23 protein-coding genes, 1 tRNA gene and 1 pseudogene are annotated in these 24887 nt (G+C 72.3%); 16 read left to right on the forward strand and 9 right to left on the reverse strand.

Annotation, left to right across the window (positions count from 1 at the left end):
* Positions 1 to 8: 8 nt before the first annotated feature.
* Positions 9 to 659, reverse strand: coding sequence for an aminoacyl-tRNA hydrolase (locus tag H030_RS31055; RefSeq protein ID WP_155891966.1), 651 nt, complete (start codon positions 657 to 659; stop codon positions 9 to 11).
* A gap of 76 nt (positions 660 to 735) precedes the next feature.
* Between H030_RS31055 and H030_RS0110540 the strand changes: the two genes are divergently transcribed.
* A tRNA-Arg gene (locus tag H030_RS0110540) sits at positions 736 to 810 on the forward strand.
* A 66-nt stretch (positions 811 to 876) separates the two neighbouring features.
* On the opposite strand, the gene H030_RS38355 is transcribed toward H030_RS0110540, so the two are convergent.
* On the reverse strand, positions 877 to 3210 hold the full coding sequence (locus H030_RS38355) for a HEAT repeat domain-containing protein (RefSeq protein WP_081690672.1): 2334 nt from the start codon (positions 3208 to 3210) through the stop codon (positions 877 to 879).
* Between the two features lie 295 nt (positions 3211 to 3505).
* Here H030_RS38355 and H030_RS0110555 point away from each other — a divergent pair, with 295 nt between their 5' ends.
* Positions 3506 to 5098, forward strand: a complete 1593-nt coding sequence (locus tag H030_RS0110555; RefSeq protein ID WP_027006090.1) for a hypothetical protein — start codon at positions 3506 to 3508, stop codon at positions 5096 to 5098.
* A gap of 684 nt (positions 5099 to 5782) precedes the next feature.
* A complete protein-coding gene (locus H030_RS31060; RefSeq protein ID WP_155891967.1) occupies positions 5783 to 7423 on the forward strand; it encodes an alkaline phosphatase D family protein in 1641 nt (546 codons plus the stop codon).
* Positions 7424 to 7437: 14 nt separating this feature from the next.
* On the opposite strand, the gene H030_RS0110570 is transcribed toward H030_RS31060, so the two are convergent.
* Positions 7438 to 7797 (reverse strand): hypothetical protein, encoded by a 360-nt coding sequence (locus H030_RS0110570; RefSeq protein ID WP_027006091.1) that lies wholly within the window; start codon positions 7795 to 7797, stop codon positions 7438 to 7440.
* Between the two features lie 106 nt (positions 7798 to 7903).
* Here H030_RS0110570 and H030_RS31065 point away from each other — a divergent pair, with 106 nt between their 5' ends.
* Both H030_RS31065 and H030_RS38360 read left to right on the forward strand, forming a co-directional pair.
* Positions 7904 to 8197, forward strand: a complete 294-nt coding sequence (locus H030_RS31065) for a winged helix-turn-helix transcriptional regulator (protein WP_196809078.1) — start codon at positions 7904 to 7906, stop codon at positions 8195 to 8197.
* Positions 8198 to 8276: 79 nt separating this feature from the next.
* Entirely contained in the window at positions 8277 to 10439 is a 2163-nt protein-coding gene (locus tag H030_RS38360; RefSeq protein WP_196809079.1) for a diguanylate cyclase domain-containing protein, read from the forward strand.
* On the opposite strand, the gene H030_RS36855 is transcribed toward H030_RS38360, so the two are convergent.
* Both H030_RS36855 and H030_RS31085 read right to left on the reverse strand, forming a co-directional pair.
* On the reverse strand, positions 10436 to 11014 hold the full coding sequence (locus H030_RS36855) for a hypothetical protein (RefSeq protein ID WP_051222301.1): 579 nt from the start codon (positions 11012 to 11014) through the stop codon (positions 10436 to 10438). The two genes, H030_RS38360 and H030_RS36855, sit on opposite strands and share 4 nt — an antisense overlap.
* A 44-nt stretch (positions 11015 to 11058) precedes the next feature.
* Positions 11059 to 12984 (reverse strand): penicillin-binding transpeptidase domain-containing protein, encoded by a 1926-nt coding sequence (locus H030_RS31085; RefSeq protein WP_155891968.1) that lies wholly within the window; start codon positions 12982 to 12984, stop codon positions 11059 to 11061.
* A gap of 90 nt (positions 12985 to 13074) precedes the next feature.
* Here H030_RS31085 and H030_RS0110595 point away from each other — a divergent pair, with 90 nt between their 5' ends.
* Genes H030_RS0110595 through H030_RS31090 form a run of 6 tightly spaced genes read left to right on the forward strand, consistent with a single transcriptional unit; the run spans position 13075 to position 18627 of the window.
* Positions 13075 to 14028 (forward strand): LysR family transcriptional regulator, encoded by a 954-nt coding sequence (locus H030_RS0110595; RefSeq protein ID WP_035126089.1) that lies wholly within the window; start codon positions 13075 to 13077, stop codon positions 14026 to 14028.
* Positions 14025 to 14900, forward strand: coding sequence for a serine hydrolase (locus H030_RS0110600; RefSeq protein ID WP_027006093.1), 876 nt, complete (start codon positions 14025 to 14027; stop codon positions 14898 to 14900). Before H030_RS0110595 ends, H030_RS0110600 begins: the two co-directional genes overlap by 4 nt.
* A gap of 42 nt (positions 14901 to 14942) precedes the next feature.
* Positions 14943 to 15584, forward strand: coding sequence for a hypothetical protein (locus tag H030_RS0110605; protein ID WP_155891969.1), 642 nt, complete (start codon positions 14943 to 14945; stop codon positions 15582 to 15584).
* Positions 15585 to 15632: 48 nt separating this feature from the next.
* The gene (locus tag H030_RS0110610) at positions 15633 to 16574 is read left to right on the forward strand and encodes a DUF5996 family protein (protein WP_027006095.1); all 942 of its coding nucleotides are present in this window, start codon (positions 15633 to 15635) and stop codon (positions 16572 to 16574) included.
* A gap of 10 nt (positions 16575 to 16584) precedes the next feature.
* Positions 16585 to 17568, forward strand: a complete 984-nt coding sequence (locus tag H030_RS0110615; RefSeq protein ID WP_027006096.1) for an aldo/keto reductase — start codon at positions 16585 to 16587, stop codon at positions 17566 to 17568.
* Positions 17569 to 18627, forward strand: coding sequence for a hypothetical protein (locus tag H030_RS31090; RefSeq protein WP_051222305.1), 1059 nt, complete (start codon positions 17569 to 17571; stop codon positions 18625 to 18627). It begins immediately after the preceding gene.
* Here the strand turns inward: H030_RS31090 and H030_RS0110625 are convergent.
* On the reverse strand, positions 18624 to 18986 hold the full coding sequence (locus H030_RS0110625) for a hypothetical protein (protein ID WP_027006097.1): 363 nt from the start codon (positions 18984 to 18986) through the stop codon (positions 18624 to 18626). The genes H030_RS31090 and H030_RS0110625 overlap by 4 nt on opposite strands.
* Positions 18983 to 19294 (reverse strand): NIPSNAP family protein, encoded by a 312-nt coding sequence (locus tag H030_RS0110630; RefSeq protein WP_035127274.1) that lies wholly within the window; start codon positions 19292 to 19294, stop codon positions 18983 to 18985. Before H030_RS0110630 ends, H030_RS0110625 begins: the two co-directional genes overlap by 4 nt.
* 92 nt (positions 19295 to 19386) lie before the next feature.
* Here H030_RS0110630 and H030_RS0110635 point away from each other — a divergent pair, with 92 nt between their 5' ends.
* On the forward strand, positions 19387 to 20475 hold the full coding sequence (locus H030_RS0110635; RefSeq protein WP_027006099.1) for a glycosyltransferase family 61 protein: 1089 nt from the start codon (positions 19387 to 19389) through the stop codon (positions 20473 to 20475).
* 202 nt (positions 20476 to 20677) lie between these two features.
* Positions 20678 to 21289 (forward strand): annotated as a pseudogene (locus H030_RS40655) (phosphatase PAP2 family protein); the annotation flags it as partial.
* 41 nt (positions 21290 to 21330) lie between these two features.
* Here the strand turns inward: H030_RS40655 and H030_RS40660 are convergent.
* Together H030_RS40660 and H030_RS31100 are read right to left on the reverse strand one after the other, a co-directional pair.
* Complete coding sequence (locus H030_RS40660; protein WP_081690676.1) at positions 21331 to 22482, reverse strand: zinc-binding dehydrogenase; 1152 nt, start codon at positions 22480 to 22482, stop codon at positions 21331 to 21333.
* 10 nt (positions 22483 to 22492) lie between these two features.
* Positions 22493 to 23350 (reverse strand): helix-turn-helix domain-containing protein, encoded by an 858-nt coding sequence (locus H030_RS31100; RefSeq protein ID WP_051222309.1) that lies wholly within the window; start codon positions 23348 to 23350, stop codon positions 22493 to 22495.
* Positions 23351 to 23471: 121 nt separating this feature from the next.
* On the opposite strand from H030_RS31100, the gene H030_RS0110660 reads away from it, so the two are divergent.
* From H030_RS0110660 to H030_RS0110670, 3 genes are read left to right on the forward strand one after another with little or no spacing between them, the layout of a single operon-like run.
* The gene (locus H030_RS0110660; RefSeq protein ID WP_027006101.1) at positions 23472 to 23942 is read left to right on the forward strand and encodes a pyridoxamine 5'-phosphate oxidase family protein; all 471 of its coding nucleotides are present in this window, start codon (positions 23472 to 23474) and stop codon (positions 23940 to 23942) included.
* Positions 23943 to 23979: 37 nt separating this feature from the next.
* Entirely contained in the window at positions 23980 to 24345 is a 366-nt protein-coding gene (locus H030_RS0110665) for an ArsR/SmtB family transcription factor (protein WP_027006102.1), read from the forward strand.
* On the forward strand, positions 24342 to 24833 hold the full coding sequence (locus H030_RS0110670; protein ID WP_027006103.1) for an SRPBCC family protein: 492 nt from the start codon (positions 24342 to 24344) through the stop codon (positions 24831 to 24833). The genes H030_RS0110665 and H030_RS0110670 overlap by 4 nt, the downstream gene beginning before the upstream one ends.
* The last annotated feature ends 54 nt before the right edge of the window (positions 24834 to 24887 follow it).

Raw genomic sequence — 24887 nt, forward strand, 5'->3', positions numbered from 1 at the left:
GGGCGAGCCTATGGCGTGGTCGGCGGGAGCGCCAGCACGGTGATCGTGCCGGGCGGGACCTCGGTGAGGCCGGCGTCCTCGACCTTGGCGACGAGCCGGTCGCTCCGGCACAGCTCCCGGAACTCCTTCGGGGTGGTGGTGACGGCGCGCGCGGGACAGCCTGCTTCGATCCACGCCTCCACTCGTCCCGTGTAGGACGCCATCGTGGCCGCGTGGGCGACCTGGGCCATGGTCTTGCCGGTCGACATCGCGATGCTCGGGTTGACGACGTACGTCACCTCGTCCGCGATCGCGGTGACACCACGCTCCTCGGCGAGCGGCTCGAGCTCCGACGCGAACGCCTGCAGCTTCTTGGCCAGCAGCTCACTGCGCTCGGACCGCCGGATCGGCGGGAGCGCGAGGACGCTCGCGCCATCCAGACCGCCCGCGTAGGCGAAGTCCTCGGTCGTCAGCACCTCATCCCACTGCCCACCCCGGGCACGCAGAGCGACCTTGCCCGGCCGCCGCCTCCACGCCCGCACCGCCGCCTCACGCTCCGGGTCCGCACCAAACCGCCGCACGGCCGCAACGGCGGCACCACCCGCGAGCACACACCCAACCTCCAGCTCGCCGAACGCACCCCGTTGGGCGACGAGGTACATCCGATACGGATCCTCCATCGTCTGCCACCGTACCTGCGACGATCCGATCGCATTCTCGCCCCCGAGTGCCTGGTCGGCATACTTCCTGATGCTCGCCCCCGTAGCTCAGCTGGATCAGAGCAGGAGGTTTCTACCCTTCAGGTCGCAGGTTCGAGTCCTGCCGGGGGTGCTCGCCGTTCGCCCGCCACCGCAGGGCCTCGCGGTGTGAATCGCCTGCACTGCCGTGCTCTGGGGGCTATCTCGGCCCCGCCGCCAGCCACTTCGGGGCGTTGAGCGAACGGTCCACGCGTGCCGTGACGTTGAAGTACCAGGCTCGTCCGCTGTTGGGGTAACGGTTGAGAAGCGCACGTGCATCGATTGCACTCAGTCGCCGGACGAGTTCGTCAGCCGCTGCAGCGCGGACGCCTACGTGCTGGTGATAGAGCAGCGACCCGAGCTGCTCGGTGTCAAGAATCGATCTGCCAGCCGCTGCGAGATCGCCGGCCAGATCGCTGTCACCCTCGTCTTCGATCAGCCCACTAATCGCCACGTGGTCGCTGCCAAGGCAGGAGATAATTGCTCCGGCGGCCGCTGCGCGGCCATCGGGGTAGCTCTTAGTGGCGGCGGTGACAAGCTCTGGCACATCGTCGGCGTTGCCGAGGTGTCCAAGGACCTTCACGGCCAAAGCGCGGACGACGTGATCCTCGGTGTTGAGTGCATTACGGGCCAGATCACGGTCTCCAGGTTCGGGGTGCTCAGCCAGCGCTGTCAGTGCTGCGATGCGAAACTTGCTCTCTACAAATTCGCGGAGGCTGTCGAGCTGCTCGACTGTCCTCTCCACGGTTGCGACTAGCTTCTTGACGTTCGGTGGAAGCGCAGTATCGGGGGGAAGATCGCGCTTGATTTCGATAGATGGCAGCAGCATCTTGGCTCTGGCGGGATCGTGTAGCCGCTTAAAGCCTTCGGCGAGGTCCGATCTCACTTGAGTTGCCACCTGTGACCAGCACTCCAACGCTTCTGCGGTGTAGGCCTCTGGCCCTTCGGTGCTCAACCAAGAGATTGCGTCACGGCGCGCGGCTGGATTGGCACACCGCAACGCTTCTACAGTCATCGTCGCGCGCTCGCTAGACGTGAACGACAGTGTGTTGTCGTCGCGTAGCGCCGTCCGGATGTCCTCAACGGGCAACTGCCACCTGCGATCGACAGCCGCACGGACAGTCGCGACCCGTACTCGAACGTCAGGTTCGTCGCGCATAAGTGCGACCGCATCACGCTTCTTTAGCGCGCTGCGCTTCGCGGCCACACGCACCCCGACCGCCCGCAGTTGGGGAGCGTCGCTACGCAACATCCGACGCCATACGGCGTCCCCGACTTTGGCCGACCCAGCCACGATGATTTCGGCCACCGGTTGAGATATCGCCGCCGGATGTTCAATGACGAGCTTCAGGCCGTCTCGCCAGCGATCGCGAAGCAGCACGGTCGCTCTCGTACGCAGGACCGCTTCTGCGTCTGTCACACGTTCCAGCTGCTCATCCCAGTGCTCGAAGTCTGAGGCGGCGCCGTGTCGTTCGATCAGTGCCAGTGCAGAGCCGTGCAACCAGCTCAGATCTGGTCTCAGAAGTCGCTCGACGAGGACGATCCGCGCCGGGATCGATGAGCGCCATGGCGCGCTAATCAGCAGGCGCACGGCGCCGCGTCTGACGGCGTTGTTGTTGTCCTCATATGCCAGCCGGCAGAGAAGTGCGTGCAGATCAGCCGCCTTGCGGCGCGGCTGCATAGACCACCCGGGAACGGTCCATGGCTCGGTGTCCGCCAACATTGCGCGTAGGAGGAGGCGTGCCTCGTCGTCCGATGGGCGGATCGCCGGGCGGGCCGCCCAAATGCGATTGACCTCAGTAGCCTCGAGTAACTGGGACTGCGGTCGCCGAGCGTTGTCAGCGGCGACCGCGAGAAGCGCCCGCAGGGAGGTCCAGTCGTCGAGTTCAGCTGTCGAGTTAGCGTCGATCGCGTCGGATAGACGGTGTAGGGCGTCACTACCCTCGGTCCGGCGGGCGCCGCCTTGCGACGGGCTTGCCTGAGCTGGCGCTGAGCGGTCTTCGATAGGCGGAGCAGGAACGGATGGCGCAACCTCAGCCTCCGGCAAGATTTGCCACTCGCGAGCTTGCCGCTCGAACGTGGCGAACGCGGCAGGCAGGTCGTCAAGGTCCAGCGACTCATACGTCGGGTTGACATTGGAGTGCAACTCCACACCGTCGCACCGGAACACAAGGATTCTGTTCTTGAGGTGGTGACGCTCTCGCGCCCGGGCGAGTTCGTCAACGACATTCGGCCGCGGGCGATAACCAGCCGCACCAGTGGGATTTGCGAGCGCGTCGTCTGGTGTTAGTAGCGCGACGAACATCTCGCTGTAATCGAGGTAGTAGTCGACCTTTCGGCTGGGTCCTTCATCAGGCCCGTTCGGTAGGGGGAGATCCCCTACTAGGACTCCGTATAGACCCAGCTGGGCGAGGTGATCAGCAAACGGCTGCCCCGCGCGCTCCTTGTAGCGCCCAGAGTGGGAAAGGAAGACCGCGGGCTTGCCGTGCAGCACACGCTAAACCTACGGATCGTCGCGGTCGGGGTGACCCGCCGACCATCACATGTTGCGTCGCAGTTGGCACGCGCCGAGTTCGTGTCCGGGGAGACGGTCGGCTCCTCAAACGCGTGCCGCGAGCACGTGTCGGCATCTCCGCCTGCAACTAGTCGGCGGGCGTATCCAAGATGGTCTCGCCCTGGTCCGGGAAACGCGAAAGCCCGGCAAGCCGGGCTTTCGCTGTCATTGGGACGTTGTCCCGTCAAGTTCGATGGTCAGAGCGATCCGACCTACGTCGTAGTCTAGCGCAGCGATGCTCTCGTCCGACCCGTTCACCAAGCGCATGGTGGGACGGATGCTGGACTTCTTCGCCGTAGGCACGCCATGGCAGCGCCGTCTGTGGAACGTCAGCACGGGCACGGCGCTGCGAGAGATCGTAGAAGCCAGCGAAGCCGTGCGCGACCGGGCACTGGGCCAGACATCGCTGGATTGGTTTCGCGAGTCGTTCAAGGAGCGCGTAGGGCAGGACCCCGGGATAGGTGACGCGGCGCAGCTAGCTGTAGTGCGCGCCGCGCTGCAGACGAGGCTCGCGGCAGGCGGCGAGAGTCAGCGGCTCCTGCGCCAGGTTGGCGACGACGTCCAGCGCAACTACCTCACGCGGTGGAGCACCGCTCTCTCCGATCAGCACCATGGTCAGCAGCCCGAACGCGTCGCTCGGGCAATCGCCAGCCATCTTCTTGACGCCGGCTTCAGCCAAAACCATTTGCATCGGTGGCTCACGTTCCTTCGCGATCATGACCGAGCGGCCCACGACGCTGTGGGTATCGTCGGTGCAGCTCAGCAACTCAGCACACGGAATCCGAAGGCTTACCGCGTCCTCGTGCTCTTCGAGACGCCGTTTCCCACAAGTATCACCCCGCCTCGCGAGTTCTTGAATCGGTCGGCGGTCGCCCATTGGCTGACCAGCACGGGCCTACACAACCTGCTGGCGAACGTCGAGCAGCGCGGCGGCCTTCTCCTGCGGATTCAGGCGACGGATCCGGAGGCTGCGGTCGAGATGGCCGGGGAGATCGTCGACGCTCTTGCCGCCCGCAGCGCTGTCGGAACGCGTACGTCGATCCGCGCGCATCCCAACTGCGTCGTAGCGAACCAGGCCGATCGCCGTTATCCACTGCGGCGGCGGCGCCGGGTCGACGTTCGCGCGATAGAACGACAGGATCGCCTCACGGATGACATTTATGACATCCACACGAGCCCCATCGACTCGGCCTTGCAGTTGCTCTCTCACCTCGACGCGAGCTCACCGGAGGTCGCGGTGGCCGGTGGCTGGTCGGCTATTGAGTCGCTGTTGTCGGCGCCCGGGGACGACCAAGGCAATGTGCTTGCCGCAGACCGGATGGCAGCGCTCGTCGCTTGTGCCTGGCCCCGCGCCGAGCTGACCACACTCGCCTGGCGGCGGATCGAACAGGTCGACGATGAGCTGTCCGCCCGGCTCGAGTCGTTGCCGACGAACGAGGAGCGTGCTGCGCTCATCGCTCAAGAGATCAAGGCCGAACGGTGGCTGAAGCTCGAAGACCCGAGCGATGACGCAGCGGAACGGCGGATCAAGCGTCTGCTCCACGCTCCGGCGATCGCGCTGCGCGATGTCGAGGCTCACGCCGGCGTTGCGTTCCGACGGTTCTACCGCCAGCGCAACCTCGTGCTGCACGGTGGCCAGACGGGGGCGGTTGCGCTGCGGGCTTCCTTGCGAACGGTGGCGCCCTTGGTTGGCGCCGGGATTGACCGAATCGTCCACGCCCATCTCACAAGCGACACCCATCCGCTCGACCTCTCCGTGACGGCAAGGCTCGAGATCGCTCGAGCTGGCTCACGGGACGCTACGTCCGTAACGTCACTCCTCGAGTGAGAGGAGACCCCCGTCGATGGGTGTCCACGAGCGGTGGGGGTGGCTCGCAGAGTCGGCATCGTGGCCGGCCTGAGACGGCGGCTGACCGGGGCAGTCGGGAATTGCCCGAGATGTTCGGACGGCTGAGGCGAAACGATGCGCTGCCTCAACTAAGCCAAGTCCTCCTCACCTATCAACGCCGCGTAACCCGTGGCGTTCGAGGGCGTCGAACCCGCAGGTCGCAGGTTCGAGTCCTGCCGGGGGTGCTCGCCGTTCGCCCGGTGCTGCCGGGCCTCGCGTCAGCTGATCAGGACGCGACGATCACGTCGCTGAGCTGGACGATCGGCGCTTCGCTCGAGTAGTTCGCCACGTCGTTGCGGATCTGCTCGCCGACCGGGCCCATCGCTTGTTGGTATGCCTCGACGGATCGAAGCGCAGATGGCACAGCACGGCGAACTCCGCCTTCGTGCCGGGCTCACGGCCGCCGAGCCCCTGCTCCACGATGCAACCCTTCAGCGCGCTCCCGAGCTCGCGGTGCAACATCGGGATGTGCGACCTGAGGTAGTAGTCCATGTCGAACTTCCGCGCCGTCCTTGTTCGGATAGAGCACGTTCACGGTGATCATCGGTTGCTTCCTTCGTCGTGTGAGCGACGCACGCTAGGCGCCCTGCCCCGCCCCGGCCTGACGCGTTAGCGTCCTCGCGCGTGCCCCGCCTCGTGCTCGGACCGATGGTCCGCTACGTCGACGACCGCGTCGCGACGATCTGGATGCAGACCGACTCCGCCTGCGCGGTGGAGGTGCTCGGCGCGCGGGAGCGCACGTTCTGCGTCGACGACCATCACTTCGCGCTGGTCGTCGTCGAGGACCTCGCGCCGGGCATCGACCACCCCTACGAGGTGCTGCTCGACGGCGAGCGCGTGTGGCCGGAGGCGGGCTCGGCGTTCCCGCCCAGCACCATCCGCCTGCTGGGCGACGGGCCGGCCGACGTCGTGTTCGGCTCGTGCCGCGTGTCGCGACCGCACGAACCCCCGTACGTCCTGCGCGCCGACGAGGACGACGAGGGCCAGGGGGTCGACGCGCTGCGCGTCTACGCGCAGCGGCTCGCCGCGGCCGGGGGCGGGGCGGCCGGACCCGACATGGTGGTGATGCTCGGCGACCAGATCTACGCCGACGAGCCGTCCCCGCAACTGCAGGAGGCCCTCGCCGAGCGCCGCCGCCCCTCCGGCGTCCCGGAGGACGAGCTGGCCGACTTCGGCGAGTACGCGCTCGCCTACAGGGAGGCGTGGTCGGACCCCTCGATCCGCTGGCTGTTCTCGACCGTGCCGATCACGATGGTCTTCGACGACCACGAGATCCACGCGGAGTGGCGGATCTCCCAGGGCTGGATGGACGAGATGAACGCCGAGCCCTGGTTCGACGACCACATCCGCGCGGGCCTGATGGCCTACTGGGTCTTCCAGCACGTCGGCAACCTCGCGCCCGGCGAGCTGGCCGCCGGCGGCCTCTACGACCAGGTGCGCGCCGCGCCCGACGCGGCCGCGCTGCTGGCCGCGCGCATGAGCACCGAAGGCCGCCAGCAGGGCCACAGCCGGTGGAGCTTCGCGCGCGCCATCGGCGACGCGCGGCTCGTCGTCATCGACTCGCGCGCCGGGCGCGAGGTGACGCCCGGGCGGCGCGTGCTCGTCCAGGACGAGGAGTGGGAGTGGATCCGCGAGCAGGCGACGCAGCCGGCCCGGCACCTGCTGCTCGCCAGCTCGGTGCCGTTCCTGCTGGCGCCCGGGCTGCACCACGCCGAGGCCTTCGACGAGGCGCTGGCGGACGGCGCCTGGGGCCGCCCCGGCGCGTGGCTCGGCGAGAAGCTGCGCCGCGTCGCCGTGATGGACCACTGGGCGTCGTTCCAGCGCACGTTCCGGCAGCTGGCCGAGCTGCTCGACGACGTCGCCCACGGTCGCGCCGGAGCCGCTCCCAAGTCGATCGTGATGCTCTCCGGCGACGTGCATCACTGCTACCTGGCCGAGGTCGGGTTCCCGTCCGGCGGGGGCGACCGTGCCCCGGTGTGGCAGGCCGTCTGCTCGGCCTTCCGCAAGGAGCTGGCCGTCCACGAGCGCCGCATCCTCGCCTTCGGGCACACGCAGCTCGGCGAGCGTCTCGCGCGCCGGCTCGCTCGCGCCGCCGGCGTGGCGCGCGTGCCGCTCGACTGGCGCGTCGTCGACCGGCCGGCCTACAACAACCAGGTCGCGACGCTCAGCCTCGACGGCGACCGCTCGCGCGTGACGGTCGAGGCGATCGCCGGCCCGTGGGACGCCGCCCGGCTGGAGGTGGCGTTCGCGCGCGATCTGTCCTAGGGCCTCGGAAGCGCTCATCGGTCCGTGTCGCGCATCAGCGCGCCCATCCGCGCGATGACGGCCTTGGTCCCACTGAGCGGGCGGACCATGATCATCATGTCGCTGACCGCGCCGGCGTCGTCGTGGCGCTCGTCGACCATGACGTCGACCGTCTCGTCGCCGCAGCGCCCGCGGAGGAGGACGGCGACCTCGTCGTCGTCGCCGCGCAGCTCGCGGACGACAGCGAGCTCGTCGAAGACGTCGGGCATGACGGCCAGCAGCGGCGCGACGCGCTCGGCGCCGGCGTAGTCGGCGAACGGGCTGGCGAAGCGGACGCCGGCGGCCAGCGGCGGGAGGTTGCGGTGGAGGAGGTTGTCGACGACGAGCGAGGGCATGGCCGGTAAGGTACGTGGGCGTGCTTCGAAAAGCAAAGCAACCATGACGAGTTCCGGGCCTCGTCCCGGCAGGCCCGTCCGCGGCTCGCGGACCGGTCGCCCGGTCATGGCGTTGCTGGACCTGCTCGGCCGCCGCTGGGCGCTGCGCGTGCTGTGGGAGCTGTCGCGGGCGGAGGCTCCGCTGACGTTCCGGGAGCTCCAGGCACGCTGCGAGGACATGTCGTCCTCGGTGCTGTCGGCGCGGCTGCGCGAGCTGCGCGAGGCCGGGCTGGTCGAGACGTCCGATCCCGGCCTCGCGCTGACCGCGAGCGGTCGCTCGTTGCTCGAGGTCCTGGCGCCGGTGTCGGCATGGGCGGACCGCTGGGGTCGGAGTACAGGCGGCCGTGTCCGCAGTCCATGACGTCAGCAGGCTGACGCGTGGGCGCGTCGGCGTTCGCTGGTCTTGCGACGCCCCGCCGGGCCCGCCGATGACGGTGGCCATGAGCAGTGTGTGCGAGGAGATCGCGGGCGTCGTCATCGCCGACGCCACCGTGCAGGGATACCCGCTGACCTACGTCAGCCCGGGCTTCGAGCAGCTGACGGGGTACCGCGCGGCCGACATGCTGGGCCGCAGCTGCGGCCTGCTCGCCGGCCCGGAGACCGACCCGGGCGCGACCGAGGTCCTGCGCGAGGCGCTCGCCGCCGGGCGCGAGGCCTACGTGACGCTGCTGAACTACCGCGCCGACGGCTCGACGTTCTGGAACGAGGTCGCGCTGGCGCCGCAGCGCGACGCCTCCGGGCGGCTCGTGCAGTACCTCGGCGTCCAGAAGGACGTCACCGAGCGCCGCGCGGCCGACGCGCGCATCCACGACCTCGCCTACTTCGACACGCTGACGCGCCTGGCCAACCGCGCCGCGCTGCACTCCGAGCTGCAGCGCGCGCTGCGCGACGCGCGGGCCGGCGAGACCGAGCTGGCGCTGCTGTTCGTCGACCTCGACGACTTCAAGCGCGTCAACGACGCCCACGGCCACCACGCCGGCGACGCGCTGCTGCGCGCCGTCGCCGACCGCCTGCGCGCCGTCGTCCGCCCGCAGGACCTGCTCGCCCGCCCCGGCGGCGACGAGTTCACGCTGCTGATCCGCGGCGTCGCCCGTGACGTCGCCGGGCTGGCGACCGACCTCGCCGCGCGCGTCAACGCCGCGCTGCGCGAGCCGTTCGAGATCGACGGCGTGCCGCAGGACGTCCGCGCCAGCGTCGGCGTCAGCACGTTCCCGCGCGACGCGACGACCGCCGAGGACCTGCTGCGCCACGCCGACGCGGCGATGTACGTCGCCAAGGGCGGCGGCAAGGACCGCTTCCACGTCTACCGCTCGCGCTCGGCGGCCACGGGCCGCGAGGGCGGCGACGACGGGTTCGCCCCGCACGCCGCGGTCGGCGAGCTGGAGCGGATCCTCGCCGAGCACGACCTCACCGCGGTCTTCCAGCCGATCGTCGAGATCGCCAGCGGCACCGTCGTCGCCTACGAGGCGCTGACGCGCGGGCCGCAGGGCTCGGTCCTGCAGCGCCCGGACCGGCTGTTCGCCACGGCGGCCGTCGCCGGCCGCATCGACGAGCTGGACTGGCTCTGCCGCGCCACCGCCGCGCGCGCCGCGCTCGACGCGCGCCTGGGCAAGTCGGCGTCGTTGTTCATCAACTGCGAGCCGAGCACGATCGGCTCGGCCTGCCCGGACGCGCACCGCGACGTCTGGGACCGCGCCCAGCGCGAGCTCGACCTGGTCCTGGAGATCACCGAGCGCGCGGTCACCGACCGGCCCGCCGAGCTCGTGCGCGTCATCGGCGAGCACCGCGGCGCCGGACGCGGGATCGCGCTCGACGACGTCGGCGCCGACGACCGCTCGCTGGCGCTGCTGCCGCTGCTGGAGCCCGACGTCATCAAGCTCGACCTGCGCTTGGTGCAGGACCGCCCGTCGACCGACCAGGCCGCGATCGTCAGCGCCGTCGCCGTCGAGCGCGAGCGCACCGGTGCGCAGATCCTGGCCGAGGGGATCGAGAACGAGCAGCACCTCGCCGTGGCCCGGTCGCTGGGCGCGACGCTCGGCCAGGGCTGGCACTGGGGCCGGCCGGGCCCGCTGAGCCCGGCGCCGGGCAGCCACACGCTGCACCGCCGCGCGAGCTGTGGCCGGCGCGTGGGGGCGACGCCGTTCGAGGTCGTCACTGCCGAGCGGCCGACCGCGTCGGCGACCAAGGCCCTGTTGCTGCCGATCAGCCACCACCTCGAGCACCGCGCGCTGCGCATCGGCGAAGGCGCTGTGATCCTCTCCGCGTTCCAGGAGGCAAAGCACTTCACGCCGAAGACCTTGCGGCGCTACGAGACGCTCGTGCGCGGGGCGAGCCTGGTCGCCGCCTTCGGCGTCGACCTCGGCGACGAGCCGGTGGCCGGCGTCCGCGGCGCGCACATCGACGCCGACGACGCGCTGGCCGGCGAGTGGAGCGTCGTCGTGCTCGGTCCGCACTTCGCCGGCGCGCTGGTCGCCAAGGACCTCGGCGACACCGGCCCCGACCGCGAGCGCCGGTTCGAGTTCGCCACCGTCTACGACCGCGGCCTGGTCGTCGCCGCCGCCCAGACGCTCCTGGCGCGCATCGCCCCGACGCGGGCGGGCTAAGGCTGCGGTGCGGCGCGGAGCAGCTCCAGGCGCTCGGGGGCGATGGGCTCGGGAGCGATCGCCCAACCGTCTTCGAGGCCGCCGCTGGCGTTCGGGTCGCTGATCAGCCAGAGGCCGTCCACAGCCACCTGCCAGATGTCGGCGTCGCCGTCGGCCATGTCGGCGAACCACTGCGCTCCTTCGAGGCCGTCGACGAGGAACACGCCGGGCCATTCCGGTCGGCGGCTGCCGGCGACGCCCGGGCCGGCCATGCGCCGCCAGTCGAGGCCGTGCTCGGCGATCGAGTCGCGGTTGGCGGCGCGGCTGGCGTGGAAGCGCGTGCCGGCGCCAAGGTTGACGACGAGCCCGACCCGTCCGGCCCCCGCCTCCTGGTCGCCCGCCACCGCACGCAGGACGACGTCGCGCCACTGCGGATCGGCATCGGGGCAGACGGCGTCGAGCACGTCGCGCAGCGACCCGATCGAGGTCGCCGGAGAGAGCTCTCCGAACCACTCGTCGCCGGCCGCGTCGAGCTGCTCCAGGCGGACGGCCTGCTCGCCGCGGTACAGCGTGAGCTCGCGGGGTGGCGGTTGCACGCCACAACACCTATCGCACCGAGGTCCTCGGGAGCGTGGGCGGCTCAGGTGCCGTAGGCGCGGAGGAAGCGCGCCACGACCGGTGCCGCGACCGCGCCGCCGGAGCTGCCGTGTTCGATCAGGACGGCGATCGCCAGGTCGCCGCGGGCGGCGATGAACCAGGCGTGGGTGGGTGGTGGGTTGCCGGTGCCGTACTCGGCGGTGCCGGACTTGCCGATGGGCTCGCCCGGGGTGGAGGACAGGGCGGAGGCGCCGGTGCCGTGGGTGATGACGCCGCGCATGAGGCTGCGCAGGGGTGCGAGCTCGTCGGAGGGGAGACGGGGGCCGGTGGTGGAGCGGTCGTCGGACAGCAGCCGGGGCGCGTGCCAGCGGCCGGCGCTGACGGTCGCCGCCACGCCGGCCATCGCGAGCGGTGTCGCGGTGACGCGGTCCTGGCCGATCATCGCGGCGGCGTGGGCGACCGCGCCGGCGGGTGCCGGGACGCGGGAGCGGGCGATCGCGACCGCGGAGGTGCTGTCGCGGCCGAGGCCGAAGTCGCGCGCCACGCTCGTGAGGTCGCCGTCGTGCAGGCGGCCGGCGAGGCCGATGAAGGCCGTGTTGCACGAGATCGCGAAGTCGTCGGCGAACGACGGCGACCCGCCCGCCTCGCCCTCGAAGTTCTTGAACGACCGCCCGTCGACCGTGATCGTCCTCGGGCACGGGACGGTCGCGCCGGGGTCGAGCCCACGCCGGAGCAGCGCCGCAGTCGTCACCACCTTGAACGTCGAGCCCGGCGGGTAGATCCCGCCGAGCCCGCGGTCGAACGTCATGTCGGTCGGGCGGTTCGCGACGGCGAGCACGTCGCCGCTGGAGGGTTGGACGACAACCACTGCGGCGTTGCCCGTCACGCCCCCGAGCGCCGACTCGGCGGCGGCCTGGGCGCGCTGCGACAGCGTCGTCCGGACCGCGCGCGGCGCCCGGCCCGGCACGCGGTGCAGCGTCGCGACCACGTCGCCGGTCGCCGCGTCGCGCGTCACGACCGAGCGCGACGCGCTCCCGCGCAGCTGTCCGTCGAACTGCTGCTGGAGCCCCGACTGCCCGATGTCGTCGCCCGCGGCGATCGTGCCGCCGGACCTCGCCACCTGCTCGGCGGTCGCCGCCCCGACCGTGCCCAGGAACGCGCGCGCGAAGGCGCGGGTCGGGGCCAGCGGCGCGCGCCCGTCGACCGTCTGCGCGCCCGGCACGGCCCGCACGCGCGCGGCGACCTTCGCGAAGTCGCCGGACCGCAGCGTCACCGCCTCCACGAACTGCTTGGGCCCGGCGCCGCGGACCTGCTCGATGTAGGCGTCGGGGTCGATGTCCACCATCTTGGCCAGCGCACGGGCGCTCGCAGCGACATCATGCACTTGGTCGCGCTCCAGCCCGACCGCGACGACGGCGCGCTCGCGCACGATCGCCTGGCCGGCGCGGTCGAGGATCGACGCCCGGGTGGGCGCGGTGGCCGCGGTGCCCAGCCGCGTGCCCGCTCGGAGATGGCGATCGATCAGCGTCGGCGAGTACACGACCCGCCAGTCGCCCTGCTCGTCCCTGCGCAGCGTCGCGGTCGCGGTGCTGCGCCAGGTCCCGATCGCGGGGATCCGCCAGGTCACCGCCAGCGGCGCGCGGGCGCGCCCGTCCTCCAGCAGCATCGCGGCACCGGCGCGCACCGCGACGCGCGCGCCGTCGAGGCCGCGGCGGTTGGCCACCAGCGCGCGCCGCGCCACGGCGGGCTGGTTCGTCGCCGCGGCCGCCGCCGCGTCGCGCCCCGCCGACCAGTCGGTGGCAAAGCGCGCCACCGCCGCCTGGGCCTGGGCGCGCGGGTCCGGCCTGCTGCCACCGCCGCCGGCGACGAGGAACACCACCACCGCCACCGCGGCGACCGCGGCCAGCAGCGCGGCGAGCGCGAGGCCTCGGCGGGGAGCGCGGCGCGGCCGGGAGGAACGAGAGGGCATCGCCGTCCATCTCAGCGCTCCCGCTCCGAGATGTCCAAGGCCGATATCGCACGGTCAGCGATGCGCGAACTGCTATCAATCCCTCCCGACGTGGACCTCCTCGCCCACCTGCGCTGCTTCGTCGCCGTCGCCGAGACCCAGCACTTCGGCCGCGCCGCGGAGCGCCTGCACGTCACGCAGCCCGCGCTGTCGCGGACGATCGCGCGCCTGGAGCGCACGCTCGGCGCCCAGCTCTTCGAGCGCACGTCGCGGACCGTGAGCCTCAGCAGCGCCGGCGAGGTCCTGCTGGCCGACGCCGAGCACCTCGTCGACCGCGCCGATCGGTTCCTGGAGACCGCCGCCCGCGCGCGCCGCGGAGAGATCGGCACGATCCGCGCCGGCATCCCGCTCGGGCTGCCCGCCGCGACGGTCGCGACGCTCGCGCGCAGCTTCCGCGACCGCCATCCGGGCGTCGGCCTCGACCTGCGCGAGCTGCCCGCCGACGCCCGGCTCGGCCCCGGCCTGGACGCCGCGCTGCTCGTCCCGGAGCCCGGCGACGGCGCTAGCGGCGGCGGCCGCGCGAGGGTCCACCGCGGCCCGGCGCTGGTCCAGCCGCTCGGCGTGCTCGTCCCGGCGGCGAGCGCGCTCGCCGAGCGCCGGGAGCTCCACCTCGCCGATCTCGCCGGCCACGCGCTTGCGCTGCTGCCGATCGACCGCGCCGGATGGGACCCGGACCTGCTGGGCGCCTGCCGCCGCGGCGGCTTCGAGCCGGTCGCGATCCACCGCCCCGAGCAGCCGGCGTTCGCGCTCGGGCTGGTCCTGGCGGGCGAGGCGATCGCGTTCGGCGACCCCGGCCAGGCGCACGACGACATCGTCTGGCGCCCGCTCGTCGGCGCCCCGGTCAGCCGCCGCCTGCAGCCGGTGTGGCGCGACGGCGGCCGCGGCGCGCTGTTCGCGCAGGCGGCGGTCCGGGCGCTGCGCGAGGGCGACGCGTGGCTCCGCCAGGACGACGCCGCGGCGCCGCCCGCCGCCCAGGCCTCCCCGCGACCGGGGTCGTTCGCGTGAGCGGGCGCAGCGCCGCCGACCGCCTCGCCGCCGGCCTCGCGCCCGGCCAGCGCGCGTGGATCCACGCGCGCGACCTCGACAGCGACCGCGAGGTCGGCCTCGACCCCGACCGCCGCGTCCCGGTCGCCTCGATCGCGAAGCTCGCGCTGCTCGTGGCGCTGCACCGCCTCGCGGACGCGGGCGAGGTCGACCTCACCGCGCAGACGACCGTGCCCGTCGCCGGCCGCACGCTCGGCTTCACCGGCCTGTCGGTGCTCTCCGATCCGGCGACGCTCAGCCTCCGCGACCTGTCGTTGTTGATGATCACGGTCAGCGACAACGCCGCGGCCGACGTCCTGTTCGGCGTCGTCGGGGTCGCGCGCGTGGGCGAGGAGCTGGCGGCGCTCGGGCTGCCCGGCATCGCCGTCCGCCAGACGCTGCGCGAGATGTTCATCATGTTGAACGAGGACACCGGCGGCGCCGGGCCCGCCGACGCGGCCGCGCGCATGAGCGACCCGGCGCGCCTGCGCGTCCTGGATCCGGACCTGACCAGCAGCGCCTCGCCGCGCGACCTGACCGCGCTGCTGGCCGCGATCTGGCGCGACGAGGCGGCGACGCCGGCCGCCTGCGCCGAGATGCGCCGCGCGCTCGGCCTGCAGGTGTGGCCGCACCGGCTCGCCTCGGGGTTCCCGTCCGACGACGTGCGCGTGAGCGGCAAGACCGCGACGCTGCCGACGATGCGCCACGAGATCGGCGTCGTCGAGTACCCCGCCGGCGGCCGCTACGCGGTGGCGGTGCTGACGCAGACCGGCTCGCCGGCGCCGACGCAGCCGGGCGCGGACGCGGCGATCGGGACCGTCGGCCGGACGGCGGTCGAGCTGCTGCGCGGGTAGGCACGACGCGGTTCGGGCGCCGTTGCCACTACCGTGCGGCGCATGGCTTCTGGCGATGGCGTGCGTTCGGTCAAGATCGGTGCGGATGAGCGGACCGGGTGGTCGTCGGAGCGCCCGGAGCGCAAGACCTCCGGGCCGGGGCGGCCGCCGCGGCCGGAAGGGCGGGCGCTGAACGTCAAGGCGTCGGACACGCTGAGCTTCCCGAACGGGTCGCTCGTGGTGTTCACGGGCGCCGATCCGATCACGGTGCATCGTCTCGTCGCCCGGATGCTCCCGCGGCCCGCGCTGATCTCCTACGACGCGCTCGCGCGCCAGGTCGCCGAGAAGGTCCCGGCCGAGCAGGTCGGCGAGGTCACGCTGCGGCTGATCACCAAGCGCGTCGAGGAGCGCAAGGCCGAGGGCCAGGCGACCGTCATCGAGACCGGCGACCTCTCCACCGAGCTGCGCACCGCGCTCACCAAGCTCGCCGACCGCAGGGCCGGCTCGCACCTCGTCGTCCTGGACTCCGGCCGCAAGGCCGTCGGCGACGACGAGCGCTTCGAGGCGCTCCGCACCGTCGTCTCCGGCGCCCGCAGCGGCGAGATCGGCTCGGAGGGCTTCTCCACCGCGATGGTCCTCGGCCGCGTCGACCTCGACAAGGTCACGGCCATCGAGTTCGTCGCGCCCCGCCAGCGCCGACGCTGACCGCGCCGGGTTGCGGCGGCCGCCGCCGCGGGGGCGTAGCCTCGCGGCATGGCGGAGAACGGGTGGCCGGCGCTGCGCGTCGAGGACTGGACGGCGACGCGCGAGACGCTGCACCGCTGGCTGCAGGTCGTCGGGAAGGTGCGGCTGGCGCAGGCGCCGATGGTCAACCACTGGTGGCAGGTCACGCTGTACGTGACGCCGCGCGGGCTGACGACGTCGGCGATGCCCGCCCCGGACGGCGCGAGCTTCGAGATCGAGTTCGACTTCTGCGCGCACCGGCTGGTCATCACGCTCGAAGGCGGCGAGCGGCGGGAGATCGCGCTGGCGCCCAAGAGCGTCGCCGCGTTCTACGCCGAGGTCGTCGACGCGCTCACGTCGCTCGGGCTCGACATCCCGATCTGGCCGGTGCCGGTCGAGATCGAGGACGCCGTCCCGTTCGACCAGGACACCGCGCACGCGAGCTACGACCCGGCGGCGGCCCAGCTGTTCTGGCGCCAGCTCGTCCAGGCCGACCGCGTGCTCTCCGCGTTCCGGGCGCGGTTCGGCGGCAAGGTCAGCCCCGTGCACTTCTTCTGGGGCGCGATGGACATGGCGGTCACGCGCTTCTCGGGCCGGCTGGCCCCGCGCCACCCGGGCGGCGCGCCCAACTGCGGCGACTGGGTGATGGTCGAGGGCTACTCGCACGAGCTGGCCAGCTGCGGCTTCTGGCCCGGCGGCGGGGAGGAGGGCGCGTTCTACGCCTATGCCTACCCGGAGCCCGGCGGCTACGGCGACGCACCCGTCACCCCGGACGCGGCCTTCTACTCCGCGGACTTCCAGCAGTTCCTGCTGCCCTACGAGGCGGTCCGGACCGCCGCCGACCCCGACGCGACGTTGTTGGGGTTCTTGCAGACCACCTACGGCGCGGCGGCCGACCTGGGCCGCTGGGATCGCGCCGCGCTGGAGTACGTGCCGGTCGAGGGCGCGCGGCCGGGCGGCGCGGCGTCGTAGTCTCGGGGGCATGCGTTCACGGAAGCTCGGCAGGACCGGTCACGACGTCTCGGAGGTCGGGTTCGGCGCCTGGCAGATCGGTGCCGATTGGGGCGATGTCGCCGACGATGACGCGATGGCGACGCTGGAGGCGGCGGTCGAGGCGGGGGTGACGTTCTTCGACACGGCCGACGTCTACGGCGATGGGCGGTCGGAGCGGCTGGTGGGGCGGTTGCTGGCGGAGCATCCGGAGGCGGGGTTGTTCGTCGCGACCAAGATGGGGCGGCGGCTGGACCAGACGGTCGCGAACTACTCGCCGGAGCACTTCCGCGCGTGGAACGACCGCTCGCGCGAGAACCTGGGCGTCGACACGCTGCCGTTGGTGCAGCTGCACTGCCCGCCGACCGACCTGTACTACCGCCCGGAGGTCTTCGAGGACCTCGACGCGATGGTCGCCGAGGGCCGGATCGCGGCTTACGGCGTCAGCGTCGAGCGGGTCGAGGAGGCGCTGAAGGCGATCGAGTACCCGGGCGTCGCCACGGTGCAGATCATCTACAACATGTTCCGCCAGCGGCCCGCCGCGCTGTTCTTCGAGGAGGCGGCGAAGCGGGGCGTCGGCGTGATCGTCCGGGTGCCGCTCGCGTCCGGGCTGCTGTCCGGGAAGTACACGCGTGAGACGTCCTTCGCGGCCGACGACCACCGGAACTTCAACCGCCACGGCGAGAGCTTCGACGTCGGCGAGACGTTCGCGGGCGTGCCGTTCGAGGTCGGGCTGGACGCCGTGGAGGAGCTGCGCGGGCTCGTCCCGCCGGATGCCGCGCTGGCCGCGTTCGCGCTGCGCTGGATCCTCATGCACCCCGCGGTCTCGACCGTCATCCCGGGCGCGCGCTCCCCGGAGCAGGCGCGGGGCAACGCCGCGGCGGCGGACCTCCCGGCGCTGGACGACGCGACGCTCGCGCGGGTCGCCGCCGTCTACGACGAGCGGATCGCGCCGTACGTCCATCAGCGCTGGTAGATGCGGCGCCTCGCGCTCGCATCGCTCGCGGCGTTCACGCTCCTCGGCGGCGCCAGCGCCCAGGCCAGGACGCTCGCGGTCGGCCCGGGTAAGACCTACAACAAGCCCTGCGCCGCGATCGCCGCGGCGCACCCCGGGGACACCGTCCAGATCGACGCGCGCGGCAACGGCCGCTACGACGGTGACGTCTGCGCGTCGTCCACCGCGCGCCTGACGATCGAGGGCGTCCACGGCCGCGCGCGCATCGCCGCCGCCGGCGCCAGCAGCCAGGGCAAGGCGATCTGGGTGCTCTCGGGCGCGCACGTGGTCGTCCGCGACGTCGAGCTGTCGGGCGCGAGGGTCCCGGACCGCAACGGCGCCGCCATCCGCCTGGAGGGCGGCTCGCTCACGCTCGACCGCGTGTACTTCCACGACGACGAGGACGGCATCCTCGTCGCCAACGACCCCAGGATCGACCTGACGATCACCCGCTCGCAGTTCGCCCGCAACGGCGCGGGCGACGGGTACTCGCACAACATCTACGTCGGCGCGATCCACCGCTTCACGCTGCGCGACAGCTGGTCGCACGACGCGCGCGTCGGCCATCTCGTGAAGTCCCGCGCGGCGATCAACGACATCGTCGACAACCGCCTGACCGGCCGGCGCGGGACCGATTCCTACGAGCTCGACCTCCCCAACGGCGGCCGCGCGCGCGTGACCGGCAACGTCATCGAGCAGGGCCCGAGGACCGAGAACCCCAACATGCTCGCCTTCGGCGAGGAGGGCGCGGTCGCGGGCTCGCAGCTGACGCTGAGCGACAACACGTTCGTCAACGACCGCCCGGCCGGCGGGACGGCGGTCCTGATCGCCCCGAGCGTCACCAGGCCCGCGATCGTCACCGACAACATCGTCACCGGCGCGACGACGTTCGTCGCCCAGACGACGCCGAAGCCACGCCTGCGCAGGAACTGCCTGGCGCGCGACCCGCGCTTCAGGAATCGCAAGGCCTATGACTACCGGCTGAGCGCGGGCTCGCCCTGCCACGGCCGCGGCGCGCCCGCGGCGGTCGCCAGGCCCTAGCCGACCGGGCCGTTGTGGGTGTCGAAGCGTGCGACCTTGCCGTGCTCGACGATGACGTCGACACGGTCGAACCGCAGGTCCATCGTCAGCGCCAGGCTCTTGCCGTCGGTCGTCGTCGCGCGGACGTTGCACCTGTGCGCCGTGCCGAGCCTCACCGCGTCGTCGAGCGAGAGGCCGAGGACGCGGCGGGCGTCGAACGTCCCGCGTGGATGTTGCACCCTGCCACCCATCTTGACCTCGGCCGGGCACCAGATCGGGTGCGCCGGACGCACGACGTGGACCCTCGGCGACGAGCCGCCGCAGCCCGCCGCCGCCGCGACGACGAGCAGCGCCGCGGCCGCCGCGGCGCGCGTCCTCACCCGAACACCGGCCGCAGGAACGTGCGGTCCCAGCGCCTCACGCACCCCGACTCGTCGCGGATCCGGTCGGCCTCCAGGAACTCCGGGTCGCTCCCGAACCCCTCGCGGTACTCCTCGTAGGCCGCCAGCGACGGGAACGTGAACAGCGCGTAGGCGACGTCCGACGCGCCCTCCGACGGCAGGAAGTACCCATGGTGCTGACCACCGGACTTGTTCACCAACCTGATCCACGCGCGGCCGAAGCGTTCGAAGTCCTCCACCTTGCTCGGGTCGATCTCGTAGCGCAGGTGGCAGGTCACGGGAGGCATGGCGCCCTTGTACCAGATCGCCCGCATCCCACCCGAACGGCGGGATGCGGGCATTGATCGTTGAGCATCGGTGTGGAACGCTGCCGCGACCGATGCGGACGACACCCGCGCGCGCCGTGCGCCGCCTGAAGGAGATCTCGCTCCCGCCCGCCCACCGGACGCTCGCTGAGGCGAGCGGCGCGCGCTGGCGGGAGGTCACCGCGGCGGCGCCCTATCCCGTGCCGCCGGCGACCCGGTTCGGTACGAGGGCGATCGACTTCGTCGCCCGGCTGGAGCCCGTGATGCCCGCGCTCGGCGTGCTGGAGCTGCCTGGCGCGATCGTCTTCGGTGGCGATGGCTGGGTCTACGACCGCCAGGCCGGCCTCGTGACCGAGCTGTCGTGGTACGGCGGCCGGCGCGACGAGGTCCGGCGGCGGGAAGGGCTGCCGCGCTCGCCGCGCGTGACGGCGACCCTGCCCGGCACCTCCGTCACGCTCGGGACCAACTGGGGTCGCCATTACGGTCACTTCCTCGGCGACGCCCTGCCGCGGCTGGCGCTCGTGGGCGCGGCGGGCATCGACCTCGCCGACGTCGACCACGTCCTGATGCCGCCGGCCCCGGAAACGGCGCGCGCGCTCGTGGCGCGCGCCGGGATCGACCCGGCCAAGGTCCGCGAGCTGGCCGACGGCGTCGCCTACCGCACCGAGCGCCTCCACGCCCCGACGCTGCCCGGCGCCCGGCGCCAGTACGCCGCGCTGGTCCCGGACTTCCTGCGCACGCTGGGCGCCGCGCCCCGCCGGCGCGACCGGCGCCTGTTCGTCACCCGCCGCGGCTTCAGGCGCAATCCGGTCGAGCAGGAGCAGCTCGAGCGCATGGCGCAGGACGCCGGCTTCGAGATCTACGACCCGCTGGCCGCCGGCGACCAGTCGCGCGACTTCGCCGAGGCCGAGGCCGTCGTCGGCGCCTCGGGCTCGGCGCTCAACAACATCGCCTTCTGCGCGCCGGGGACGGCGGTCGTCGAACTGCTCAGCGAGGCGCACACGTACCCCTACTACTTGACGCTCAGCGCCGCGGGCGGCCTGCGTTACGGGTACATCGCCGGGCGCTCGCGCGACAGCGCCAGGAGGATCGGCGCGAGCCTCGCCGACTTCCACGTCGACCCGGACGCGTTCGCGCAGGCGCTCGACTGGTCGACGCGCTAGACGGGGTTCACGTCAACGCCCGGTTATCGTCTCGTCAATGGCGTGGAGGGTGATCAGGTGGGCGGCGGTCGTCACGTGGGTCGTGAGCCTCGCGATCAGCTGCGTGATCAACGGCCTGCCGCTCGAGCACGCCCAGCTGTTCTTCTGGATCGTCACCGGCCTCGCCGCGTTCTCGATCCAGGCGTGGCGCGGCTGGGGCCGGATGGTCCTGGAGTGGCTGCCGCTCCTGGCGCTGCTGATCGTCTACGACTACCTCCGCGGCGCGGTCAGCGTCGGCGACGCCGACGCCCACGTCGGGCCCCAGCTGGCGATCGACAGGTTCATCGGGCTCGGTCACGTCCCGACCGTCTGGCTCCAGGACCACCTCTACGACCCGGACCACCTGCGCGTCTGGGACGTCGCGATCTGGCTGACGTACCTGTCGCACTTCTTCACGATCTGGATCGTCGCCGCGCTGCTGTGGAAGCTGCGCCATGACCGCTTCGGGCGCTACGTCGCGACCGTGGTCACGCTCACGTTGATGGCCTTCCTGACCTACTGGCTCTACCCGGCCCAGCCGCCGTGGCTGGCCGCCAACCTCAACGAGATCGGGCCGGTCGACAAGATCGTCCCGACCGTCTGGAACCACCTCGGCGTCCGGACGGCGGGCGACCTGTTCGAGACCGGCGACGGCCTCGTCAACCTCGTCGCCGCGATGCCGTCGCTGCACGCCGCGTACCCCATGATGTTGCTGCTGTTCTTCTGGCGCGACGGCCTCAAGTACCGGATCGGCTTCGGGTTCTACACGTTGATGATGGGCTTCACGCTCGTCTACGGCGGCGAGCACTTCGTCACCGACGTGCTCTTCGGCTGGCTCTACGCCGGGATCGCCTTCGGGTCGATCAGCACCTTGGCGTGGGCCTCCGGATCGCTCAGGGCCTCGAAGGCGTCGTCGACGCCGTCCAACCCGACGGTCCCGGTGATGAGCGGGCGCGGGTCGAGCTTGCCGTCGGCGAGCATCATCAAGGTGTCGCGGAACTCCAACGGCGTGTAGCCGAAGACAAACCGCAGGTCGATCTCCTTGTTGATGGCCATCGCCGGCGTGAGCTGATCGGTCCCGACGCACACGCCCGCCACGACCACGCGCGAGTACAGCGGCGCCTCGTCGATGATCGACCCGATCATCCCCGGCACGCCGACGCACTCGAAGATCACCGGCCGCCTCGGCGCGGCGCCGAGCTTCTCGGCCAGCCGCCACGTGTGCCACCAGTCGATCGGCAGCCTGCCGAGCCTCTCGCGCGTGTCGAGGCCGAGCTCGAAGGCCTGCTCGGCCTCGACGAGGTGGCCGCGCTCACGCCCGCCGGCCCACGGCGACGTCACGCCCGGATCGACGACGACGTCGGCGCCGCAGCGCACCGCGAGCGCGCGGCGGCCCGCGCTGAAGTCGGAGGCCACGACCTGCTTCACGCCCTGCGCCTTCAGCGCCAGGATCACGCCGAGCCCGACCGGGCCGCAGCCGATCACGATCGCCACGTCGCGCTTCTTGACCTCGCCGCGCCGGACCGCGTGCCAGGCGACGGCCATCGGCTCGGTCAGCGCCGCGACGTCGGTCGGCAAACCGTTCGGGACCGCGAGCATGAGCGACTCCTGAGCGATCACCTGCTCCGCGTAAGCGCCGTTGGCGTAGGACGACAGCCCGGTCGCGTCGATCCCGTGCAGGTTGCGGATCAGCGGCAGCGCGACGACCGGCGTGCCGGTCGGGATCTCCTGCCTCGTCTTCGGCCCGTACTCGGCGACGCGCCCGCTGAACTCGTGGCCGAACACGAGCGGCTCGGTGCTCTTGCCGAAGCGGTCGTAGCCGGTCTTTGCGGCCATCTCGGCCCACGCGTCGATCCCGTGGCGCGCGTGCAGGTCCGAGCCGCAGATCCCGCAGCGCTCGACGGTCAGCCGGACCTGGCCGGCGGTGGGGTCGGGCTCGGGTAGGTCCTGCACCCGCAGCTCGGCGTTCTGGCAGACGACGGCGCGCATGCCGCGCAGCCTACGCCTCCAGCTCGTCCAGGACGCCCGCCAGGACCGTGCGGCGCACGCGGCCGAGCTCCAGCTCGTCGGCGACGACGTGGGCGTAGGTGAAGGACTCGGGTGGGTCGCAGAGCGCGTCGACGAACCCCTCGGCCCAGGCGCCGCGGGCGTCGATCGCGGCGAGCAAGGACAGGAACTTGGTCCCGGAGCGGTCGAGGCGCTCGACGCGCGTCCCGGAGCCCGGGCCGTCGTAGGGCTCGCCGGCGATCGCGGCCGTCCAGACCTCGGGCGTCCGGACCAAGTGCTCGCACATGGTCGCGGCGTCGGGCTCCTCGCCCTCGTAGGCGATGACGACGAAGCCAGGGCGCAGCGGGCGGGCGAGCTGCGCGGGGGTGAGCGCGGCCGCGCGCAGGAGGAGGGCGCGCGCGTCGGCCAGGTGCGCGCGCAGGCGGCTCAGCGCGTCCGGTGGGGCGGGGGAGCCGTCGCCGGGGAGGCTGACCGCGCCCGGCGGGTGGAAGTGCACGCCGTTGGGCGCGGGGAGCAAGATGGTGTGGTCGCTGCCGACGACGCTGGGCGGGACCCCGTGCGCCCGCGCGAACGCGCGCGAGAACGCGGCCAGCGAGCCGTAGCCCGCCGCGCTCGCGGCCTCCGTCGGCGTCGCGCCGCCGCGCGCGAGCTGCCACGCCGCGCGCTCCAGCAGCAGGCGCCGGCGCAGCGCGACCGGCGACTCGCCCGTCGCGCCCGCCAGCAGCCGGTCGAGGTGGTCGCGCGAGAAGCTCGCCCGCTCCGCCAGCGCCCGCCCGTCGGCGCCGGACTCGTCGAGCGAGCCGACGACGAGGTCCAGCAGCGCGCGCAGGCGATCGGGCGGCGGAGGCACCGCGCCATCATCGCGGTCGCTGCGGCGGGGAGCGGCGGCGCGGCGCCGCGAGCGGCGGCGGCTTGATCGGATTCGACGCGTTGCTCGACGGCGCCCCCGCTGCGCGCGACGCTGCGTGGCGATGCCCTCCTTCTCCGAGTTCGAGGCGGCCGCGCCGGAGCTGGCCGCCGCCGTCCGCAGGCACCTCGAGGCCCGCACCCACCACACGCTCGCGACGCTGCGCGCCGACGGCGGACCGCGGATCTCCGGCACCGAGTGCCGGTTCGCCGACGGCGAGCTGTGGATCGGCTCGATGTGGCAGGCGCTCAAGGCCCGCGACCTGCTGCGCGACCCGCGCTACGCGCTGCACGCCGGGACCGACGACCCGCCGGCCTGGACCGGCGACGCCAAGGTCGCCGGCACCGCCGAGGCGATCACCGACCACGACGCGATCATGAAGCACAACGGCGAGGCCGCCAACGACGGCGAGTCGCACCTCTTCCGCCTCGACGTCACCGAGGCCTCGACCGTCCACGTCGACGAGGCCGCCAGGCTCCTGATCGTGGAGGTGTGGACGCCGCACGACGGTGTCCGCCGCATCGAGCGCACTTGACAAACGCATTCCGATATCGGAATATGATTGCCAAGACATGGCACGGGCCGCCACCACCACCGACGCGTTCAACGCGATCGCCGAGCCGAGCCGGCGGGCGATCGTGGATGCGCTGGGGGCGGGGGAGCGGCCGGTCAACGACCTGGTCGCCGCCGTCGGGCTCACGCAGCCGCAGGTGTCCAAGCACCTGCGCGTCCTCCGCGAGGCGGGCGTCGTCGACGTGCGCGACGAGGGTCGCCGGCGCCTCTACCGCCTCAACCCGCAGGCGCTGAAGGACATCCACGACTGGGTGTCCCCGTTCCAGCGCCTGTGGGAGGAGCGGTACGCGGCCCTCGACGACGTCCTCGCAGGTCTCAAGGACAGCACCAGCACTCCCCAACCCCAAGGAGACGATCAGCGATGATCACCACCGGCACCGCCACCGTCACGCTCCCCGCCGACGACCAGATCCTGATCACTCGCGAGTTCGACGCGCCGCCCGCGCTCGTCTGGCGCGCGATCACCGAGCCGGACCTCGTCCGCCAGTGGTGGGGCGCCGGCATGGGCGAGATGACCGTCTGCGAGATCGACCTGCGCGTCGGCGGCAGCTGGCGCTACGCGCAGACCGCGGCGTCGCACGGCCAGACCGTCGAGTTCTACGGCGAGTACCTGGAGCTCGAGGAGCCCTCGAAGGTCGTCAACACCGAGATCTTCGCGCCGTTCCCCGACAGCCCGTCGACCTGCACGGCGACGCTGACGCCCTCGGCCGACGGCACCAGGACGACGTTCGCCAACCTCGTCCAGCACACCACGCAGGAGGCCCGCGACATGCACATCAACTCGGGCATGGAGGTCGGCATGCAGAGGTCCTACGACGCGCTGGAGCGCACCGCGGTGGACCTCGTCAACTAGTCCAGGGACCGGGCGCAGGCCCTGGTCGGCACGCCGGCCGGCAGGTACGCTCGC

Origin of the sequence: Conexibacter woesei Iso977N (genome assembly GCF_000424625.1) — a bacterium.
Classification (GTDB): domain Bacteria; phylum Actinomycetota; class Thermoleophilia; order Solirubrobacterales; family Solirubrobacteraceae; genus Baekduia; species Baekduia woesei_A.

What these genes read in the sequence shown, in the direction of transcription:
- H030_RS31055 (WP_155891966.1), bottom strand. Translation starts at nt 659, where the DNA reads ATGGAGGATCCGTATCGGATGTACCTCGTCGCCCAACGGGGTGCGTTC.
- H030_RS0110555 (WP_027006090.1), top strand. Translation starts at nt 3,506, where the DNA reads ATGCTCTCGTCCGACCCGTTCACCAAGCGCATGGTGGGACGGATGCTG.
- H030_RS0110570 (WP_027006091.1), bottom strand. Translation starts at nt 7,797, where the DNA reads ATGCCCTCGCTCGTCGTCGACAACCTCCTCCACCGCAACCTCCCGCCG.
- H030_RS31065 (WP_196809078.1), top strand. Translation starts at nt 7,904, where the DNA reads ATGGCGTTGCTGGACCTGCTCGGCCGCCGCTGGGCGCTGCGCGTGCTG.
- H030_RS38360 (WP_196809079.1), top strand. Translation starts at nt 8,277, where the DNA reads ATGAGCAGTGTGTGCGAGGAGATCGCGGGCGTCGTCATCGCCGACGCC.
- H030_RS31085 (WP_155891968.1), bottom strand. Translation starts at nt 12,984, where the DNA reads ATGCCCTCTCGTTCCTCCCGGCCGCGCCGCGCTCCCCGCCGAGGCCTC.
- H030_RS0110605 (WP_155891969.1), top strand. Translation starts at nt 14,943, where the DNA reads ATGGCTTCTGGCGATGGCGTGCGTTCGGTCAAGATCGGTGCGGATGAG.
- H030_RS0110610 (WP_027006095.1), top strand. Translation starts at nt 15,633, where the DNA reads ATGGCGGAGAACGGGTGGCCGGCGCTGCGCGTCGAGGACTGGACGGCG.
- H030_RS0110615 (WP_027006096.1), top strand. Translation starts at nt 16,585, where the DNA reads ATGCGTTCACGGAAGCTCGGCAGGACCGGTCACGACGTCTCGGAGGTC.
- H030_RS31090 (WP_051222305.1), top strand. Translation starts at nt 17,569, where the DNA reads ATGCGGCGCCTCGCGCTCGCATCGCTCGCGGCGTTCACGCTCCTCGGC.
- H030_RS0110630 (WP_035127274.1), bottom strand. Translation starts at nt 19,294, where the DNA reads ATGCCTCCCGTGACCTGCCACCTGCGCTACGAGATCGACCCGAGCAAG.
- H030_RS0110635 (WP_027006099.1), top strand. Translation starts at nt 19,387, where the DNA reads ATGCGGACGACACCCGCGCGCGCCGTGCGCCGCCTGAAGGAGATCTCG.
- H030_RS40660 (WP_081690676.1), bottom strand. Translation starts at nt 22,482, where the DNA reads ATGCGCGCCGTCGTCTGCCAGAACGCCGAGCTGCGGGTGCAGGACCTA.
- H030_RS0110660 (WP_027006101.1), top strand. Translation starts at nt 23,472, where the DNA reads ATGCCCTCCTTCTCCGAGTTCGAGGCGGCCGCGCCGGAGCTGGCCGCC.
- H030_RS0110665 (WP_027006102.1), top strand. Translation starts at nt 23,980, where the DNA reads ATGGCACGGGCCGCCACCACCACCGACGCGTTCAACGCGATCGCCGAG.
- H030_RS0110670 (WP_027006103.1), top strand. Translation starts at nt 24,342, where the DNA reads ATGATCACCACCGGCACCGCCACCGTCACGCTCCCCGCCGACGACCAG.